Here is an 18,003-nt window from a genome sequence, read left to right on the forward strand (position 1 = left end):
AAACAAAAGTTTCAATATAAAAAATTCCAAATTCCAATACTTTTTAAATTGGAATTTGGAATTTTTTTTGCTTTTTTTATTGTGCGTTTTAAACTACATTTGCGGCAACCAAAACCTAATTCATGAAGAATATCAAACCAATCTTTTTCTTTTTTTTTATTTCTATTTTATTTTCATCGTGCTCAACAAAAACTTACATGTTTACTTCCGGACCAAGATCTGGTGTTGATTTCACTTCAGGAAAATGGTTATTAAATGAGTTAGACAGCCCTAAAAACCAGAAAGATAAACTGACAGCAGAATCTTTAGAATTTTTCAAAAAGAAATTAGCAGATCGAGTATCTTATATTCATGATGTTAACGGATTACTTGTCCCTAGAAAAATTAACTTTAACCCAAGTAAAACAAAATTAAAGGAACTGAAAGAAGGAACTGGTTTTGATTTTTTCATCAATATTTCTACCCAAAAAAACAAAAGTGATTTCTCTTCAATCGAACTCTATCAATCTGATAACGAAACAGGAAGAAACGAAGCTTCTGTACTTGTCGAAATTTATGATTTAAACTTACAGGAAATCATTTACTCTCAAAATGTAGTTGGAGTTGCCAGAAAAACCAAGAATGAATCCGTGTGGGAAACAGAAAAATCAAGCAAACTACTCGACAATGTACATTTTTATAAAAGCTCAAATAAATTAATGACAGGAGCTTTAAAAAAGATACTAAAAGATCTGGACAAAAGATCTGTTAAATAGAAAAATCCCAAACTTCAAGTTTTATACCACTGGAGTTTGGGATTTCTTATTTATCTATTATTTTATTCTTTACACCTTTCCGGGATCATCAAAAGTATCTGCCGGATCTGATTCTTTACTTACTTCTTTATGATTTAAATCTTTCCATTCTTTGTATATTAAAAATTGATACAGAATATAAAACAGAGAATTAAAAAACCACAAATCAAGCACAAATGGTTCGGTAAAAATCACCCAATCAGTATTACCACTTAAAAAAATACTCAAACTACTTGCGAGATAAATGATCAATCCATTGCAGAAAAACAAATAGTTATGTTTCGCCGTTTTGAAATTCCGAATCAAAAAGATTAACGCGTAAACAATTAACAACATTGAAGTTGTTCCAATTTCAAGCAAATTAAATCTCCAATAAAGATCCGGAGTTTTATAATATTGAATCGCTAACAGAACCAAAACCGATATCAAAAACAAAAGTATCATTCGCTTCAAAACCACATCTGAAAACAAACTATAAAAGAATATACTTAACGCAATAAATTGAAAAATAAAATAATAATGAGAAAGGAAGAAATTAGATCCCGGATAACAAAATCCAATAATATTACATAGCAGTTCCTGTACAAACAAAAAAATCAAATAAATCATAATTATGATATACTGAACATCTTTGTTTTTTCGTGTTTTATAAAAACGAATACTGTTTACCAGTAAAAAAAACAATCCTATAAGGCTTATAAAAAATGGAAATAGCATAATTATTACTTTTTCAGATCATGAACTATCTCGACTGCAAATTATTTTTACTTAATAGAAGCAACTTAAATAATAATGCCTTCTAAAGTTAAGATTAAAATTCTAAAAAAGAAATAACTAACGAAAAAATCCCAAATCCCAATCTTTACAATTGGAATTTGGGATTTCATTATTGGATTTTTCAAATTACTTTGTCAACTCCAATTTTTCTGCAAAATAATCACAAAAATCTTTCATCGTATCTGACATCTTTTCATCGTCAGTCGCACGTTTAAAAGTATCGGACATCGCAACTAAAGTTTGGTGAAAGAAAATCTTCATTTCATCAACCGGCATATCTTTTGTCCATAAATCTATACGCATAGTTTCTTTGGCTTTGCTGTCCCAAATAGACAACATTATTGCTTTTGCTTCTTCAGCCTGCACACCGCCATCTTGTGCGCTCCATGTTAATTTTTCCGGAACGCGGTTTCCGTCCAATTCTATATTGAATCTAATTTCTGAGTTTATTGTATCTGACATTATTTCTTCGGTTTATATTTTGACTTTTCGAAAATTTCTTTTGAGTTTGTTTTTAATAATTCCGGCAACGTTACAGTATTATTTTTCATATAAGATCGCACGATTTGCCAGCCAATCCAGGCACCAACTCTTCCTGGAGAATCATTATCAATTTCTAAATAAAATTTAGAAAACGGAGCTGGAGTCATAAAACGTGTTGTTAATTTTGGATCCTGACTATATAACATTTCGCTTTCTACAAAAAAACGCCACATATAGGCCTCATTTTCTTCACACCATTTTATTTGTTCCGGTTTGTACCCTATTTTTTCTGCATCTGAATATTCAGGCAGAAGCAAATCTTTTGCATAAAGCTGCTTTCCATCAAAAATCATTTTAGAAAGCAAATCTTTATCTGCAGAAGCAGGAATATTTCTATAAGTAAAACTAGAAACCACATCTGGCATAATTTGATTTTCCTCGAAATTTTCCTTCAGATAATTTGGAAACTCATAAAACTTATGATTTTTTCCCAAATACAATTCCAGTGCAACAATTACCAGACTGTCTGCATAAATTGCTTTAGAATTATAATCCATTTCACCAATTACCGTAATAATTTTTGGCGTTTTAGTTTTAGGAAAATAATATTTTACATGCTGAAAAAGTGCATTGAATTTCTCGCGTACCGGTTCAAAATTGCTGTATTTTTTTTGCACTTCTGTATACACTTCTCTCCAAAGCGGATCCTGCATTCTCTTTAACCAAACACTATCATCATTTCCTGCCGGAAAAAAGAAAGGATATTGTCTTTTTAATTTCGCTAAATCCTCTGGTTTACTTTCAAAAAACGCTTTATCAAAACGCTCAACCTTAATATCAACCGGAATTTCTTCTACTGCTTTTTCAACTTTAGTTTTTTGATCACAGGACAAAAAAAACAAGCCCAGAACCACTACAAAGCGATATATTTTCATTTTATTTTAATTAGATTTGTGTTGCCTATATTTTAAATAAACGTTACTTAAAAATATTTGTGCAAATATACACCCCTGCATCTTAAATCTTGAACTATTATGGCTAAAAAAAGTACGATTCAAACAGAAAAAGTGAATAACCACATTGTAGAGTGGTTGAAAAATTATGCTAACAATGCAAAAGTAAATGGTTTTGTAATTGGAATTTCCGGTGGCGTTGACTCTGCCGTAACGTCTACATTATGTGCCCAGACCGGTTTGAAAGTTTTATGTGTAGAAATGCCAATTCACCAGGCCGAAAATCAGGTTTCGAGAGGAAGAGAACATATAGAGCAATTAAAAAAGCGTTTTCCGAATGTTTCTAACGTAGAAACAGACTTAACTGCCACTTTTGAAGCTTTTAAAAGTGCAGTACCAAAAACAGATGACGAAGCAAAAGTTAGCTTATCATTAGCTAATACACGTGCTCGTTTGAGAATGACTTCTTTATATTATTTGGCCGGAATTCACGGGTTATTAGTTGCCGGAACCGGGAACAAAGTAGAGGATTTTGGAGTAGGATTTTACACCAAATACGGAGACGGCGGAGTCGATTTAAGTCCAATTGCCGACTTAATGAAGTCGGATGTTTATGCTCTTGGAGAATTTTTAACGATTCCACAATCAATTTTAACAGCTGCACCAACTGATGGATTATTTGGCGATAATCGAACCGATGAGGATCAATTAGGAGCAAGTTATGACGAACTTGAATGGGCGATGTTGGCCGCGGAGTCAGGAAATACGCCAGCTGACTACAGTGGGAGAGAAAAATCTGTCTTTGAAATTTATAAACGTTTAAACACCAGCAACAAGCATAAAATGGACGCAATTCCGGTCTGCATTATACCAAAAACGTTAAAATAAAACTTTTTAACATTTGTCTGCAATTAATTACAGAATTTATTTATTAATTTTACAGTTCCAAAAACATGAACAATTCTAAAAAAGGTAAAAATTATGATTAAAGTATGTCTTGCAGACAATCATCCTGTGACTCACTTTGGCGTTAAGTCTTATTTTAAAGACCACGATCAAATTTCAATTGTTGCCAACGTAGGCAATTTTTCAATGGTTAGAGATATTCTTCAAACGAAGGAGATTGACATCCTAATTCTAGATCTGGAATTAGAAGGTCTCTCAAGTATCTTTGAAGTTAAATCTATCCTGAAAAACTTCCCAAAAACAAAAATTGTAATTTTTAGTGACCTCGCTGAACAAATGTACGCTCCAAATGCGATCAAAGCAGGAGTTTCTGGGTATGTGCACAAAACAGAAAAACTTGAAACTTTAGGTCTTTCTATTATTAAAGTACATGAAGGAAAAATTATCATCAACGAAACTGTGCGTAAAAACATGGCTCTTATTGCGAAACAAAGCAAAAGCGAACGTTTGTACAGAAAACTTTCTAATCGCGAGATCGAAGTTTTACGTTACTTAAGTGATGGTAAGAAAAACAATGAAATCTCTAAAATCTTAAACCTGAACGAAAAAACGATCAGTACTTACAAATTAAGATTATTGACTAAATTAAATGTTACTAATTTAGTAGATCTTGTTAACAAAGCAAAGACTTTAGAAATTATTTAATGGTACCTTGACATTACTCTTCCTAGTTTTTTCGAAAACGAATTAACTAGTTTTGAGTAATCAACAACCATCGACAAAAGCTCTGTATTATCTGAATTATCAGGTTGTATAGAGCTTTTTAATTCTTGGATGATTTTGTCAACCAAAAACCAACGCATAGACATAATCGTTTCAGTAACATATTGCGCAATTGTTTCGTCTTTCATTTTCGAAAAAATGTTCTGCCCTTCCCAATCGTGAAGTGTCAATCGTTCATCTTCCATCAAAATATCTGTAACTTCCTGAGCAAAATCAGGCTGTAGACGCATTAAATATTGCTCTAAACTGAATTTGTCGTTTTGATTGTAAAATGCAATCAAATCAGTATAAATATCGCGGAATAAGTTATTAGAAAGTTCAACCTCATCTTCCTGCAAACTCAAATAAATTCGTTGATGTACTTTATATTGTCTCATTTCTGAAACCATTATAACCTCGCCTTCATCATTATTTTTTAAAAGCACATCTTCAAATTCTTCCATTTTATCTCCGTAAAGTAATAAAATCTCAATTACTTTGCGTTCTAAACGGTATAAAATATCAACTTTTTCTGTTTGCTCTACTGGTGCTGCATATCCTGGTCCTCCCGGATAATAATCATCTGGCGGCCCTGTTCTTGGATCATCAGGATCTCCTCCTGAATATCCGGCATTACTTGGAGGTTGTTGGGGTTGGTTTCTAAAAACTTCAAAAGGTTTTTGCTCCTGTTTTTGCTTTTTGCTAGCTTCTGTAAGGTCTTTTTGAATCAGCTGAGCCAAAGTACTTACCAAAACCTGCTCAGAAATATCCATAATTCTGGCACATTCCTGAGTATAAACTTCACGTTGAATACGATCTGGAATTTTAGAAATACTAACAACCATATCACGAATCAAATCCGCTTTTTTTATAGGATCGTTTTTAGCCTCTTTCATTAAGAGCGATGCTTTAAACTGTATAAAATCTTTACTGTTTTCTTCTAAATAAGCAACAAGATCGTCATGCGAAGTTTTTCGCGCAAAACTATCAGGATCTTCTCCGTCAGGAAAAGCACAAACTCTTACATTCATTCCTTCTTCAAGAATCAAATCAATTCCTCGAATAGCAGCACGTAAACCTGCAGCATCTCCGTCAAAAAGTACGGTAATATTTCTTGTAAGACGATTAATTAAACGAATCTGATCCGGCGTTAAAGCTGTTCCTGACGAAGCAACAACATTCTCGATTCCGGCTTGATTAAACTGAATTACATCTGTATAACCTTCTACTAAGTAACAATTGTTTTGCTTTGCAATCGACTGTTTCGCCTGAAAAATTCCATAAAGCACTTTACTTTTATGGTAAATATCACTTTCCGGCGAGTTTAAATATTTTGCTGCTTTTTTATCATTCGTTAAGATGCGTCCTCCAAATCCTAAAACACGTCCTGACATACTTTCGATAGGAAACATCACACGGCCTTTGAAACGGTCAAACGGGCGATCTTCTCTCGCAATTGTTAAACCGGTGCTTTCCAAAAATTCCAATTTATAGCCCTTACCTAAAGCTTCTTTGGTCAAAGCATCCCAGGTTTCTGGCGAATATCCTAAACTAAATTTTTTGATTGTTTCATTGGTAAAACCTCTTTCCTTAAAATAAGAGAGTCCAATTGCTTTTCCTTCTTCTGAATTTAAAAGCGTTTTATTAAAATAATCTTTTGCAAATTCCGAAACCAAATACATACTTTCACGAACGTCCGTCATCGCTTTTTCAGCATCGGTTTGTTCTGTCTCTTCGATCTCAATATTGTATTTTTTAGCCAAATATCGAATGGCTTCGGGATAGGTAAATTGCGAATGTTCCATTAAGAACTTTACAGAATTCCCTCCTTTTCCAGTACTAAAATCTTTCCAGATTCCTTTTGCGGGCGACACCATGAACGATGGAGAGCGCTCATCTGAGAATGGACTTAGACCTTTGTAATTACTTCCTGCACGTTTTAAGTTAACATAATCACCAATAACCTCCTCTACTCGAGCAGTTTCAAAAACGGAATCAATTGTAGCTTGTGAAATCAAAACGTAATATATTTTAAAAAATTTGAAGTCTGTAAAAGTACACAAATCAATCTTGAAATGTGATGATTTCAAATAAAAAAAAGCGCTTCTTTCGAAGCACTTTTTCAATTAACTAACCTTATTGTATTCTTAATTTAAATCAAATCTTAATCCTAACGAGATATTATTCTCTTTTACTAAATTGTCCTGAAATAAAGGGTTCAGATCATATTTTACATACAAACTCATTTCTTTATAACCTATATAAGAACTTAATCCGTATATAAAATTATTCACATTATAATCTCCTTTTATAGTGGTTTTATAATCTAAATCATCCTGATCGTATTTCAGAATTTGTTTCGATTTTACATTGATTCCTGCATATCCTCCAATTCCAAAACGGAAACTTTTATGTGTTCTAAAATACGTTTTTCCGTTAACTACTTTAGGCTTAGAAAAATCAAACTCCAAATGAACCGGCGCAACGATATAAACATTTCTAAAACGAGATTCGTCTAAATTTATAGCATTTGTCTGCAACTCAGTTTGATTTCCGTTGACAACAAAATTACGATTATCCGTTGGACGTATATTATTATACATTAATGAAAGTCCGTATTTAGCATGCAATAAATTGTCGTTTTTCATTAATCTTGAATTATAGGTAAAACCCCATTCGTAGAAATGCGAACCTATAAAACTGTAATTCGAATCCTGTAGTTTTCCATCGACCATCATATTATTCAAACCCATTGCAAACACAAATTGCGATGTCGTTCTTCTTTCTCCGCGAATAGAATCTTTTCTCTTTTTATTGTCTTTCCATTCTTTATCGTTCCAGTGAATAACCAAGGTATGTTTCTTTATCGAATCTCCTTCTTTGATTTTTCCGTCTACTTTTTGCTGAACCAAATCATTAAGTTCATTTTGAGCCTCGGTTACTTTTTGCTCAATAATTGTAGCTCTGACTTCTGCCAATTCTTTTTTGCGTTTATCGGCTTGTTCCTGCGTAATTTTCCCTTCAGATAACTGAACGTTTACAGCTTCAACTTCTTCTTTTAGAGTTGCTTTTTCTTCCTTAGTTATCTTTTCTATTTTATTGGCAATTTGCCTTGCTTTCGACTCAAAAGTTTCCTGTCCCAGTACTTTACTAACAAATAGAAAAACAAGGATAACGAGATAAATGGTAAAATTTTTCATGATTGATTGATTTTGATGATGATTATTAATTGTTAATTATTGATGATTAATTGTTGATTGTGAATTAGGAAATGTGAAATGTTGATTGTGAATTGTTGATTGTGAATTGTCGATTTTGAAATGTTGATTGCGAAATTTTGATTGTGAAATTTTGATTGTGAATTGTCGATTGCGAAATACGAAATATGAATCCCATCTATATCGGGTTAAAACCCGACGCTACAATATGGATCGTTCCTCCGGAACTAAAAATCTATACTCTATACTCTTGCTTCTATAATCTTGCTTCTTTACTCTTGATTCTTTACTCTCTACTCCTGCTGATTCCGATTTGCCAAAGCCACTTTTACTGTTTGATAATTTTTATTGACTTTTGTGATTACTTTTTCTCTAAACGAAAGCTCCAATTCACCATCGACCTGATTTAATAAATCGTTGGCATTTATTTTAATTTTTGCTTTTGGTTTAACCGAATTCTGCGCAACAACACTTTTTTCAGCCGAATCTAATAATTGATCTATATTCTCTTTTTTAGAATTTTCGACAATTGGATTCACATTATTGATTGATTGTTTTTCTTGATTGTTTTTGATGATGACTGAAGACTCCGCTATTTGATTTTTCTCATTTTTAATTGGTTTGTTTAGGTTTTGTTTTAAAGTATCAGGATGAATGTTCTCTTTTTTATCTAAAGCTTGTTTTGCCGTTTTTTCTGAAACTGCTACTTCTTCCTTAACAGAATTGGTTACGTTTAAAGTTGGTTTTTCAACCGAATCTTTCTTAGTATTTTCTTCTATTACAACCGTTTCTTTAGGAGTTTCAATAATGCTTTTCCTCTGATTAAAAAAGAAAGTCCCAACTAATAAGAAACCAACAATACTCGCTGCTATATAAAACCATTTCCTATTTTTTGGAACTTGCAGTGAGCGAAGTCGAACTGTCGGTTTTTTTTCTTCGGCAACACTCAACATTGCGTCTAATCTATCCCAGGCTTTATTGCTTGGCTCGATCTGACGTTCGTTTAGTTTTTCACGGAAATCCTTTTCAAAATTATTCGGTTCCATTATCTTGTTTTTTTAATGTATTAATTTGTGTTTGCAGCATTTTTCTGGCGTGCGATAATTGCGATTTCGATGTTCCTTCATTAATCCCTAACATCTTGGCAATTTCATTGTGTTTGTATCCTTCTATGGCGTATAAATTGAAAACCATTTTGTATCCGTCCGGCAAAGCGTCTATTAAAAACTGAATCTGATCTGTCGAAAACTTACTGTCGATTGCATTGAAACTTTCTTCTACATAAATTTCATCATCGGTAAACTTTACTTTTTTCTGAACTCTTAAATAAGAGATACATTCGTTGACCATAATTCGACGGATCCAGCCTTCAAAACTTCCTTTATTTTCAAATTTGTTTAAATTGGTAAACACTTTCATAAAAGCTGTTATCATCACATCTTCTGCCAATTGAATGTCTTTTATATATTGTCGACAAACACTTAACATTTTTGGTGAAAACCGACTGTATATTTGCTGTTGCGCTTGCCGATTATTTTCGACAGCCAACTTTATAATTTCGGTTTCTTCTTGATGTAAATGAATAATTTTCATTTATAAGCTTTTGGTTTTTGGTTTAGTAACAGACTTCTATTAGCATAGACGATTGTCGTTTCGAAATGGTTGCATCAGGATGGGAAAAATTTCAATAAAAAAATTCTAAATTCCAATCGAACAAAACAAAACACTGATTTACAAACAGATAAATCAATTTTCAGTTTGAAAAATTTTCTATTTTTTTTATCTGATGTAAACTTAAGAAGAATTAAAGATAGTAAGTGTTTCAGATTGGCCTCTATTTCCTATTTTAGCAGAAAACCAAATCACAATGAAAATAATATTGAGCTCAATTTTTTGTCTTTTTTCAGTATTACTTTTTTCTCAAAATGAAAATAAAGCAATTACCGGCTTTTCTAAAGAAGAAAAAGCAGACTCAATAAAAGTTGAGAACAAAACTATTGGATATTCGAATACTGGTTTTGCTAAAATTAAAGGTAAAACTTTCGATGGCCAATTACGCAGCGTTGAAAGCGTAGAGATATCTTTGACAAATTTATCTTCTAAAATCACAAACATTTACGAAACAAATGATGATGGCCTTTTCGATATTAATATTGAAAGAGGGATTTACTCCATATTATTTTCAAAAAGATCTTACGGGGAATTTAAAATTGAAAAAATCGATCTTAACGATTGTCAAATACAGGAAATTAATTTAAATCTGGGATCGAGAATAAATATAGTGGAATATATAACGGTACCGGCACAAGAATTTTCACTTCCATCGAAAAAGAAAACAAAGAAAAAATAAAACTTAATCCTTATTTTTTTCTTTCAATAACGTAGTTCACCATCAAAATCAAAGCATCTTTAAACTCAGAATCTTCAAAGTTTTGAAGTAACGAAAGTGCTTCTTGCTGAAATTCGATCATTTTATTTTCGGCGTAAGCCAAACCATTATTGTTTTTTACAAAGGCAATAACTTCTTTGACGCGCTTCTTGTCTTTATTGTGGTTTTTGATGGAGTTTATCAACCACTTTTTTTCTTGCGGAGTACAAGTATTTAAAACATGAATCAAAGGCAAAGTCATTTTTTGCTCTTTAATATCGATTCCTGTTGGTTTACCGATTGCTTCTTCGCTATAATCGAATAAATCGTCTTTGATTTGAAAAGCCATTCCGATTAACTCACCAAATTTGCGCATATTCTCAACCTGAGCATCATCTTCAATTACTGATTTTGCACCAAGCGCGCAACAAGCAGCAATAAGTGTTGCAGTTTTCTTTCGGATGATTTCGTAATATACTTCTTCGGTAATATCAAGTCTTCTAGCTTTTTCGATTTGAAGTAATTCACCTTCGCTCATTTCACGAACGGCAACAGAAATGATTCGGAGTAAATCAAAATCACCATTATCGATAGAAAGCAACAAACCTTTAGACAATAAATAATCCCCGACTAAAACGGCAATTTTATTTTTCCAAAGTGCATTTATAGAGAAAAATCCGCGGCGGCGATTGCTATCATCCACCACATCATCATGTACTAAAGTTGCGGTATGAATAAGCTCAATTACAGATGCACCACGATACGTTCGCTCATTTACGATACCTTCTGAAACCATTTTGGCAGTTAGAAAAACAAACATCGGACGCATTTGTTTCCCTTTTCTATTTACTATATAATAGGTAATACGGTTCAGTAAAGCCACCTTTGAGGTCATCGATTCATGGAACTTTTTTTCAAAAAGTTCCATCTCGTTAAAAATGGGCTGTTTTATTTGAGAAGTAATATTCATTTCGATCCCAAATATACTATTTTAAATAAAAAAACGTTGTCTATTTTAAGTTAGTATAACAATAATTTAAGTATTAACTCAAAAAAACTCTACCAAGAACATTTTTCATAAAGCCTAATTTGAATTCATTATTTAAAAGTAAAACCATTTAAACTATTTACTATGAAAACAAAAGTTTTATTTATTGGAACATTAGTCGCTTTATCTTTTTTTATTAGTTGTAATTCTGATGAAAAAACAAATGACGGAACTACTACGGCAATTTCGAACAATGAAATTATTACAGCTTCTAAAATTGATGCTTCAATTGAAGATGTTACTAATATTGCCGAAGATCAATTTAACGCACAACAAAATACTACTGCTAAACCCGGCGGCCCTGTAAAAAACTTTTTACCGAGTTGTGCTACTATTACAACAGTTTTAACGAATAACACGTGGACAAAAACGGTTGATTTTGGTGTTGAAGGATGTACGCTTGATAACGGAAACGTGGTTAAAGGAAAAATGGTTATTTCTTTTGCTAACGATTTCTCTGCCTCTACTCAAACCATAAGCTATACTTTTGACGGTTTTTATCATAATGGCAAAAAACTTCAAGGAAGTAAAAGCATCGTTAGAACTATTAAAACAACTAATTTATTGGCAACAGCGCATCCGGTTTCTACTGCAACAATCGATATGACGATTACTTTTGATGATGGCGGCGTTTATACCCGAAAAGGCTCACTGGTAAAAGAAATGGTTACGGGATATGATACTTGGTTTAATTGGGAAGACAATGCATATTTAGTAACCGGAAGCGGAACAACTACTTTTCCGAACGGAGATACTTTTTCAGCAGAAATTACAACTCCTCTTGAATTTGACTCTTCATGCAGAAAACCATTTGCTGTAAAAGGTGTTGTTTCTATTACCAAAAATGGAACTACTGCCGTGGTTGATTATGGCGATGGAAATTGTGATACTCTTGCCAAAGTAACCAAAGATGGCGTAACGGAAGAAATTGATTTGAAAAAATAAGAATCCTTTTTTTATATAATGATGCGATCAGATGTTCCTATGGAACAAATTCACTTTGTCAATATTTTTTTTTCTACCGATCAATTATTCCTAGCGGAATATCCTGGAGAGATCATATTTCGGTCGACATGCTATTTTTCTACCAATATCTAATTCCTAGCGGAATATCCCGGAGAGATCATATTTCGGTCGACGTCCTTTTTTTCTACCAATATCTAATTCCTAGCGGAATATCTCGGAGAGATTATATATTGGTAGACAAACAATTCATTAAATGTATTTTTGTCCCGTAGGGACTACATAAATATTGCATACATCACTAATCGAAATTTATCCTTCTTTATTTGCCAATTGTCCGCAAGCTGCATCGATATCTTTTCCGCGGCTGCGACGTACTTTTACTACAACTCCAATATTTTCTAAAGCTTTTATATAAGCCATAATAGATTCTTCTGAAGCTTGTTGAAACTCTCCGTCATCAATTGGATTATATTCGATTAGATTTACTTTACACGGAACATATTTACAGAACTTTACTAATGCGTCGATTGAAGCTTTATCATCATTGATTCCTTTCCAAACTACATATTCGTATGAAATCTTATTCTTTGTTTTTCTGTACCAATATTCTAATGATTCTCTCAAATCTGCCAGTGGAAAATTTTTGCTGAAAGGCATAATTCGCGCACGAACTTCGTCAATTGCCGAGTGTAAAGAAACCGCCAATTTGAATTTTACATCATCATCAGCCATTTTCTTGATCATTTTTGGAATTCCTGAAGTCGAAACCATAATACGTTTTGGAGACATTCCTAAACCTTCCGGCGACGTAATCATATCGATGGCTTTGATTACATTATTATAATTCATCAAAGGTTCGCCCATTCCCATAAAAACAATATTCGAAAGCGGATGATTGTGATACAAACGGCTTTCTTTATCAATTGCAATAACCTGATCGTAGATTTCTCCCGGCTCCAGATTACGCATTCTTTTTAATCGTGAAGTTGCACAGAAATTACAATCCAAACTACAACCAACCTGACTTGAAACACAAGCTGTTGTTCTGGTTTCTGTTGGAATCAAAACTGATTCCACAACTAATCCATCATGCAAACGAACGGCATTTTTTACGGTTCCGTCGCTGCTTCGTTGCATTGTATCAACCTTAATATGATTGATCACAAAATTATCCTCCAGCATAGAACGTGTTGCTTTGGCAACATTGGTCATATCATCAAAACTATGTGCTCCTTTGCTCCATAACCATTCATACACTTGATTTCCGCGAAAAGCTTTGTCATTATTTGCGACAAAAAAATCGCGCAATTGATCTTTTGATAAGGCTCTTATGTCTTTTTTCTCGATTTGCATGGTGCAAATTTAAGTATTTGTTCATTTCTAATCCTAAAAACTGCAATACAATCTCAAAAAATGATGAATTAGAAACAAAGAATACTTTCAATAAAACAAAAAATCTATAAAATTTATAAGTTTTTGCTGACTAATAAAAAGAGTCGTAGCTATATATACAATCTTAATAAAATTTTAACAATGATTTTTATCATTTCCTTTTTTAGGTATCCAGAATAAATTTGATCCAGGAAATAAGATCAGTTTTTAATTCTACGACCACTAATAGAATCACAATACTTCCTTATTTAAAGATTAACCTAATAATACCACATTAAAATGAAAACAATTAAACCTATTTTATTGACCATTATTTTCACAACAATGGCATTACAGACCAATGCACAAAAAAACTATACCGTAAATACAAAATCGACTTTTGAAGTTGCCGGGACTTCTACTGTGCACGATTGGGTAATGAAATCTACAGAAGGAGCTGGTACTGCAAATTTAACCGTTAAAGATTCTAAACTAGCAGGCTTAAATAGCTTAACAATTACGTTGCCGGCAGAAAGCTTAAAAAGCAATAAGACGAGTATGGATCAGGTGGCGTACGAAGCATTAGACACAGAAACGCACCAAACAATTGAATACGTTTTAAAATCTGCAGAAAAAATCAACGAAACAATTTGGGTTCTAACCGGAACTTATACAATTGCCGGCATTAGCAAAGAATACAAAACTCAGGTAAGAGTAACGACAGATAACGGAACTTTTATTTTACAGGGTTCTAACCAAATTACTTTTGGCGATTTTGAAATGACACCACCCAAAGCAGCTCTTGGAGTTGTTAAAACAGGAAAAGACTTAACGCTAATCTTCAATATCATTTTAAGCTAGATAAATCAAAATAGAAATCAATTTTTCGATTACTACGAACAATCACTCGATTTTGAAATTATTAACTAAAACTTAAAAAAAAATCTATTTAACAAAAATAAACTTCCTTTTTTATTGATTTGATCAATTGGGAAAAACTTGAAAACGTTGTAGTTATTAAATACATTTTTAATAAAAGTTTAACAATGATTTTTATCATAATTATTCCTTAATGATCCCTATAAATTTGATACAAGTTAAAAGCATTATTAGTACTAAGATAAAATTGACTTAAGAATTAACACTTCAAATAATAAAGAACCATGAAAGCGATTAGAATAAAATTACTAGCCTTAACAATTTCCTTTTTAGGAATAACTTCAATAGCAACTGCACAAAAAAGTTATGCTTTAGATAGCAAATCTACATTTTCTGTTTTGGGAACATCAACCTTACATGACTGGGAAATGAAATCAAGTTCCGGAACGGGAACGGCAAGCTTTTCAATTGCAAATTCTAAACTAACAGATATCGACGCTTTATCTATAACCCTTTTATCAGAAAGCATAAAAAGTGAGAAAAAAAGCATGGATAAAGTAGCCTACGAAACTTTAAAAACTGACAAACAAAAAAATATTAAATATGTTCTTAAATCTGCCGAAAAAGTAAACGAAACAACTTGGACTCTAACCGGAACTTATACCATTGCAGGTGTAAGCAAAGAATACAAAACAACTGTAAAAACGACTGTTACAGCAAATGGAGTAAATATTCAGGGATCAAATAAAATCACTTTTGCTGATTTTGGAATGAAGTCTCCAACCGCTTTACTAGGCACTATTAAAACCGGTCAGGATTTGACCATAAAATTCAATTTAAACTTTAATTTATAAACGCCATGAAAAAGTTCTATCTCCTATTTATTGCATTAGCAGGCACCTTTGCTACTAATGCGCAACAACTTAGCTTTGGACATATTCAGAACCAAGTTCCTCGTGACCAAAGAGCTATTAATGTTTTCGACGTTAGAAAAGATACAACCGCCTACAAAGGTATAAGTATCGATTTGGGTGGTGCATTTGCATTACAATTTCAAGCTATAAATTCGTTCAACGATCAAAGAGATTTAACTGGAGCTAATGCAGATTACAGATTAAACAATCTAACAAACGACTTTAATTTACCTAATGCAAACATGACCATTGGTGCTCAATTGGCAGATGGTGTACGCGTAAACTTAGATATGTATCTTGCTTCCAGACACCATCACGAAACTTGGGTACAAGGTGGATATTTGCAAATTGACAAATTAGATTTCATTAAAAAAGGTCTTCTTGAAGACGTTATGAAATATACAACGATCAAAATTGGTCAAATGGAAAATAATTATGGTGATGCGCATTTTAGAAGAAGCAACAACGCTTATACTATAACAAACCCTTTTATTGGAAACAATATCATGGACGCTTTTACTACTGAAATGGGAGCTGAAATATACTATAACAGAAGCGGTTTTATAAGTATGATTGGAGTAACAAATTCTAAATTAAATCAAAATGTACAAGAAGTTATTCCTGGAACGCCTACAGAACTTGCTCCTGATCAAAATACAACCATTAGTCCTACGATTTTGGCTAAGTTAGGTTGGGACAAACAAATTGATAGCGATTTAAGAATCAGACTTACAGGATCTTTATATCATGTATCAAATTCTAGCGGAAACTTATATTCTTCTGACAGAGCTGGAAGCCGTTTTTATAGTGTTATGACACACGCAGGAACAATTGGTTACCCGAGTTCAAACATTTTAGATTCTGAAAGTAACAAAGATACCGGTAGATTTAATCCGGGATTTGGAAACTGGGCAACTTCTTACATGATTAACCCGTTTGTAAAATATAAAGGTTTCGAATTCTTTGGAACTCTTGAATTTGCTTCCGGAGGTGATTATAAAGGAACAGATGATACACGTAATGTCAACCAATATGTTGGAGATTTAGTATATCGTTTTGGTAGCCACGAAAATTTATATGTAGGCGCAAGATACAACTTAGTAGATGGTAAATTAAGAAATTCTGATGCCGAAGCTGTTCAGGTAAATAGATTTGAAGCTGCTGCAGGTTGGTTTATGACTAAAAATATCCTTGCAAAACTTTCATATGTACAACAGAATTATAAAAACTACCAACAATTTGGAAACGTAGGCGGAGTTTCAATGCCTAATGATTTCTACGGAGGAAAATTTGAAGGACTAATGTTTGAAGCTACAATTTCATTCTAAAGAAAAAATGAATACGAGATTTTTTATCTTAATTATGGGTTTAGCAATTTTCTTTTTATTAGGAAGTGCTAAACCCACTTTTTTAGCAGAAGATACAACTTTGGTAATAAATAAAATTAAAATAGAAATTACCGGACTATCAACTGTAGGCAAATACAATTGCTCAAATACCTTTTCTATAAAAGATACGATATATATAAATTCCGCTAAAAAGAACGCTTTTAATACCGAGATTAAAATGTCTGATTTTGATTGTGGAAACAAAATAATGACAAAAGATTTACAAGGTACAGTGAAGGTAAAAAAATTCCCAAACAGTAAAGTTTATCTAACAGACATACAATCAAATGGTAAAAACTACAAATGCAATCTTAATTTTTACATCACAGATAAAACAGTGAAGTACAAAGATTTTATTCTATACAATACTGATAAAAAAGTTGAAGGCACTATTAATTTAAAATTTTCTGATCTTGAAATGGAGGCTCCAGTGAAAATGGCCGGTTTAATAAAAGTCAAGGATGAAATCGTAATTAATTTTAGTTTGTACAAAAGTTAGATAAACTAAAAAGCAAATCCCCCAAATTGTTTTTTAATTACATCTAAACTTAGAAAAGGTGTCTCTCATTGAGATACCTTTTCGTTTTAAAAAACTTTTAGATTTTTTTTTGAAATTATAAAATTTGGCACAAGAATTGTCTTGCTCTCAAAAGGAAAATAACCTTACAAAGCGCGCAATCATTTTAAAATTTGTATCTTTATTTTTCAGCTTTATAACCTTTAAATTTTTATAACCTAAAAAGATCCATTCACTATGAAAAAACAAATTTTAAGCTTGGCTGTTGTTGCTTTATTAGCGTTCGCTGTACAATCATGCGAGAAAAAAGAGCCAAAACCAGCAGAAGATGAACTAACTCTTGGAAACAAAGTTGATTCTCTAACAACAGATATTAAAGAGGTAAAAGACAGCGCTGTAACTAAAACAGAAGCTGCTGCGCAAGACGTAAAAGATGCTACTAAAAAAGCAGCTGACGATGTCGAAAATGCTGCTAAAAAAACAGCTACTGACGTAAAAGACGCAACAAAAAAAGGAGCTGAAAAAGTAGAAAATGCTGCGAAAGCTGCAAAAGACGGAACAGTTAAAACTGCCAAAGATGTTAACGACGCTTTGAAAAAATAATCTTTTCCGAATTCAATATTAAAACCATTCCGCAAAAACGGAATGGTTTTTTTATG

19 protein-coding genes are annotated in these 18,003 nt (G+C 32.6%); 10 read left to right on the forward strand and 9 right to left on the reverse strand.

The annotated features are described in order from the left end of the window. The first annotated feature begins 122 nt into the window (after positions 1–122). A complete protein-coding gene (locus C8C83_RS04670; RefSeq protein WP_121326645.1) occupies positions 123–755 on the forward strand; it encodes a hypothetical protein in 633 nt (210 codons plus the stop codon). A 69-nt stretch (positions 756–824) separates the two neighbouring features. Here the strand turns inward: C8C83_RS04670 and C8C83_RS04675 are convergent, their stop codons facing one another. The 3 genes from C8C83_RS04675 to gldB form a co-directional block, all read right to left on the reverse strand. Continuing rightward, positions 825–1,511 (reverse strand): hypothetical protein, encoded by a 687-nt coding sequence (locus C8C83_RS04675; RefSeq protein WP_121326646.1) that lies wholly within the window; start codon positions 1,509–1,511, stop codon positions 825–827. A 186-nt stretch (positions 1,512–1,697) separates the two neighbouring features. Beyond that, positions 1,698–2,033, reverse strand: coding sequence for a gliding motility protein GldC (gene gldC, locus C8C83_RS04680; RefSeq protein ID WP_165877224.1), 336 nt, complete (start codon positions 2,031–2,033; stop codon positions 1,698–1,700). Next, positions 2,033–2,989 carry a gliding motility lipoprotein GldB gene (gene gldB / locus C8C83_RS04685; RefSeq protein WP_121326647.1) on the reverse strand — a complete coding sequence of 319 codons (957 nt, stop codon included), beginning with the start codon at positions 2,987–2,989 and terminating at the stop codon, positions 2,033–2,035. Before gldB ends, gldC begins: the two co-directional genes overlap by 1 nt. A gap of 99 nt (positions 2,990–3,088) precedes the next feature. Between gldB and nadE the strand changes: the two genes are divergently transcribed. Next, the gene (gene nadE / locus C8C83_RS04690) at positions 3,089–3,895 is read left to right on the forward strand and encodes an NAD(+) synthase (RefSeq protein ID WP_121326648.1); all 807 of its coding nucleotides are present in this window, start codon (positions 3,089–3,091) and stop codon (positions 3,893–3,895) included. Positions 3,896–3,988: 93 nt separating this feature from the next. Further along, complete coding sequence (locus tag C8C83_RS04695; protein WP_026730588.1) at positions 3,989–4,618, forward strand: response regulator transcription factor; 630 nt, start codon at positions 3,989–3,991, stop codon at positions 4,616–4,618. Here the strand turns inward: C8C83_RS04695 and dnaG are convergent. The 4 genes from dnaG to C8C83_RS04715 all read right to left on the reverse strand — a co-directional run bounded on the left by dnaG (position 4,615) and on the right by C8C83_RS04715 (position 9,486). Beyond that, positions 4,615–6,693: a DNA primase gene (dnaG, locus tag C8C83_RS04700; RefSeq protein WP_121329953.1), complete on the reverse strand. Its 2,079-nt coding sequence runs from the start codon at positions 6,691–6,693 to the stop codon at positions 4,615–4,617. The genes C8C83_RS04695 and dnaG overlap by 4 nt on opposite strands. Positions 6,694–6,822: 129 nt before the next feature. Continuing rightward, entirely contained in the window at positions 6,823–7,875 is a 1,053-nt protein-coding gene (locus C8C83_RS04705) for a hypothetical protein (RefSeq protein ID WP_121326649.1), read from the reverse strand. A gap of 311 nt (positions 7,876–8,186) precedes the next feature. Beyond that, complete coding sequence (locus C8C83_RS04710; RefSeq protein WP_121326650.1) at positions 8,187–8,939, reverse strand: hypothetical protein; 753 nt, start codon at positions 8,937–8,939, stop codon at positions 8,187–8,189. Next, positions 8,926–9,486, reverse strand: a complete 561-nt coding sequence (locus C8C83_RS04715) for an RNA polymerase sigma factor (protein WP_121326651.1) — start codon at positions 9,484–9,486, stop codon at positions 8,926–8,928. The genes C8C83_RS04710 and C8C83_RS04715 overlap by 14 nt, the downstream gene beginning before the upstream one ends. Before the next feature lie 274 nt (positions 9,487–9,760). Here C8C83_RS04715 and C8C83_RS04720 point away from each other — a divergent pair, with 274 nt between their 5' ends. Next, positions 9,761–10,243, forward strand: coding sequence for a hypothetical protein (locus C8C83_RS04720; RefSeq protein ID WP_121326652.1), 483 nt, complete (start codon positions 9,761–9,763; stop codon positions 10,241–10,243). A gap of 10 nt (positions 10,244–10,253) precedes the next feature. Here C8C83_RS04720 and C8C83_RS04725 read toward each other — a convergent pair whose 3' ends face one another. Then, the gene (locus C8C83_RS04725; RefSeq protein WP_121326653.1) at positions 10,254–11,231 is read right to left on the reverse strand and encodes a polyprenyl synthetase family protein; all 978 of its coding nucleotides are present in this window, start codon (positions 11,229–11,231) and stop codon (positions 10,254–10,256) included. Between the two features lie 162 nt (positions 11,232–11,393). Between C8C83_RS04725 and C8C83_RS04730 the strand changes: the two genes are divergently transcribed. Further along, positions 11,394–12,254 (forward strand): hypothetical protein, encoded by an 861-nt coding sequence (locus C8C83_RS04730; RefSeq protein WP_121326654.1) that lies wholly within the window; start codon positions 11,394–11,396, stop codon positions 12,252–12,254. Positions 12,255–12,584: 330 nt separating this feature from the next. Here the strand turns inward: C8C83_RS04730 and rlmN are convergent, their stop codons facing one another. Then, a complete protein-coding gene (gene rlmN / locus C8C83_RS04735; protein WP_121326655.1) occupies positions 12,585–13,628 on the reverse strand; it encodes a 23S rRNA (adenine(2503)-C(2))-methyltransferase RlmN in 1,044 nt (347 codons plus the stop codon). A 318-nt stretch (positions 13,629–13,946) separates the two neighbouring features. Between rlmN and C8C83_RS04740 the strand changes: the two genes are divergently transcribed. The 5 genes from C8C83_RS04740 (at position 13,947) to C8C83_RS04760 (ending at position 17,947) form a co-directional block, all read left to right on the forward strand. Beyond that, on the forward strand, positions 13,947–14,507 hold the full coding sequence (locus C8C83_RS04740) for a YceI family protein (protein WP_121326656.1): 561 nt from the start codon (positions 13,947–13,949) through the stop codon (positions 14,505–14,507). 302 nt (positions 14,508–14,809) lie between these two features. After that, positions 14,810–15,379: a YceI family protein gene (locus C8C83_RS04745; protein WP_121326657.1), complete on the forward strand. Its 570-nt coding sequence runs from the start codon at positions 14,810–14,812 to the stop codon at positions 15,377–15,379. Positions 15,380–15,384: 5 nt separating this feature from the next. Further along, entirely contained in the window at positions 15,385–16,767 is a 1,383-nt protein-coding gene (locus C8C83_RS04750) for a hypothetical protein (RefSeq protein WP_121326658.1), read from the forward strand. Between the two features lie 7 nt (positions 16,768–16,774). Then, positions 16,775–17,326, forward strand: coding sequence for a hypothetical protein (locus tag C8C83_RS04755; RefSeq protein ID WP_121326659.1), 552 nt, complete (start codon positions 16,775–16,777; stop codon positions 17,324–17,326). A 255-nt stretch (positions 17,327–17,581) separates the two neighbouring features. Further along, positions 17,582–17,947 (forward strand): hypothetical protein, encoded by a 366-nt coding sequence (locus tag C8C83_RS04760; protein ID WP_099710883.1) that lies wholly within the window; start codon positions 17,582–17,584, stop codon positions 17,945–17,947. Positions 17,948–18,003: the final 56 nt, after the last annotated feature.

This window comes from Flavobacterium sp. 90 (assembly GCF_004339525.1).
GTDB lineage: Bacteria > Bacteroidota > Bacteroidia > Flavobacteriales > Flavobacteriaceae > Flavobacterium.

Excerpts from the sequence above, each read along its gene's own strand:
- C8C83_RS04670 (WP_121326645.1), top strand. The coding sequence starts at position 123 with ATGAAGAATATCAAACCAATCTTTTTCTTTTTTTTTATTTCTATTTTA.
- C8C83_RS04675 (WP_121326646.1), bottom strand. The coding sequence starts at position 1,511 with ATGCTATTTCCATTTTTTATAAGCCTTATAGGATTGTTTTTTTTACTG.
- gldC (WP_165877224.1), bottom strand. The coding sequence starts at position 2,033 with ATGTCAGATACAATAAACTCAGAAATTAGATTCAATATAGAATTGGAC.
- gldB (WP_121326647.1), bottom strand. The coding sequence starts at position 2,989 with ATGAAAATATATCGCTTTGTAGTGGTTCTGGGCTTGTTTTTTTTGTCC.
- nadE (WP_121326648.1), top strand. The coding sequence starts at position 3,089 with ATGGCTAAAAAAAGTACGATTCAAACAGAAAAAGTGAATAACCACATT.
- C8C83_RS04695 (WP_026730588.1), top strand. The coding sequence starts at position 3,989 with ATGATTAAAGTATGTCTTGCAGACAATCATCCTGTGACTCACTTTGGC.
- C8C83_RS04705 (WP_121326649.1), bottom strand. The coding sequence starts at position 7,875 with ATGAAAAATTTTACCATTTATCTCGTTATCCTTGTTTTTCTATTTGTT.
- C8C83_RS04710 (WP_121326650.1), bottom strand. The coding sequence starts at position 8,939 with ATGGAACCGAATAATTTTGAAAAGGATTTCCGTGAAAAACTAAACGAA.
- C8C83_RS04715 (WP_121326651.1), bottom strand. The coding sequence starts at position 9,486 with ATGAAAATTATTCATTTACATCAAGAAGAAACCGAAATTATAAAGTTG.
- C8C83_RS04720 (WP_121326652.1), top strand. The coding sequence starts at position 9,761 with ATGAAAATAATATTGAGCTCAATTTTTTGTCTTTTTTCAGTATTACTT.
- C8C83_RS04725 (WP_121326653.1), bottom strand. The coding sequence starts at position 11,231 with ATGAATATTACTTCTCAAATAAAACAGCCCATTTTTAACGAGATGGAA.
- C8C83_RS04730 (WP_121326654.1), top strand. The coding sequence starts at position 11,394 with ATGAAAACAAAAGTTTTATTTATTGGAACATTAGTCGCTTTATCTTTT.
- rlmN (WP_121326655.1), bottom strand. The coding sequence starts at position 13,628 with ATGCAAATCGAGAAAAAAGACATAAGAGCCTTATCAAAAGATCAATTG.
- C8C83_RS04740 (WP_121326656.1), top strand. The coding sequence starts at position 13,947 with ATGAAAACAATTAAACCTATTTTATTGACCATTATTTTCACAACAATG.
- C8C83_RS04745 (WP_121326657.1), top strand. The coding sequence starts at position 14,810 with ATGAAAGCGATTAGAATAAAATTACTAGCCTTAACAATTTCCTTTTTA.
- C8C83_RS04750 (WP_121326658.1), top strand. The coding sequence starts at position 15,385 with ATGAAAAAGTTCTATCTCCTATTTATTGCATTAGCAGGCACCTTTGCT.
- C8C83_RS04755 (WP_121326659.1), top strand. The coding sequence starts at position 16,775 with ATGAATACGAGATTTTTTATCTTAATTATGGGTTTAGCAATTTTCTTT.
- C8C83_RS04760 (WP_099710883.1), top strand. The coding sequence starts at position 17,582 with ATGAAAAAACAAATTTTAAGCTTGGCTGTTGTTGCTTTATTAGCGTTC.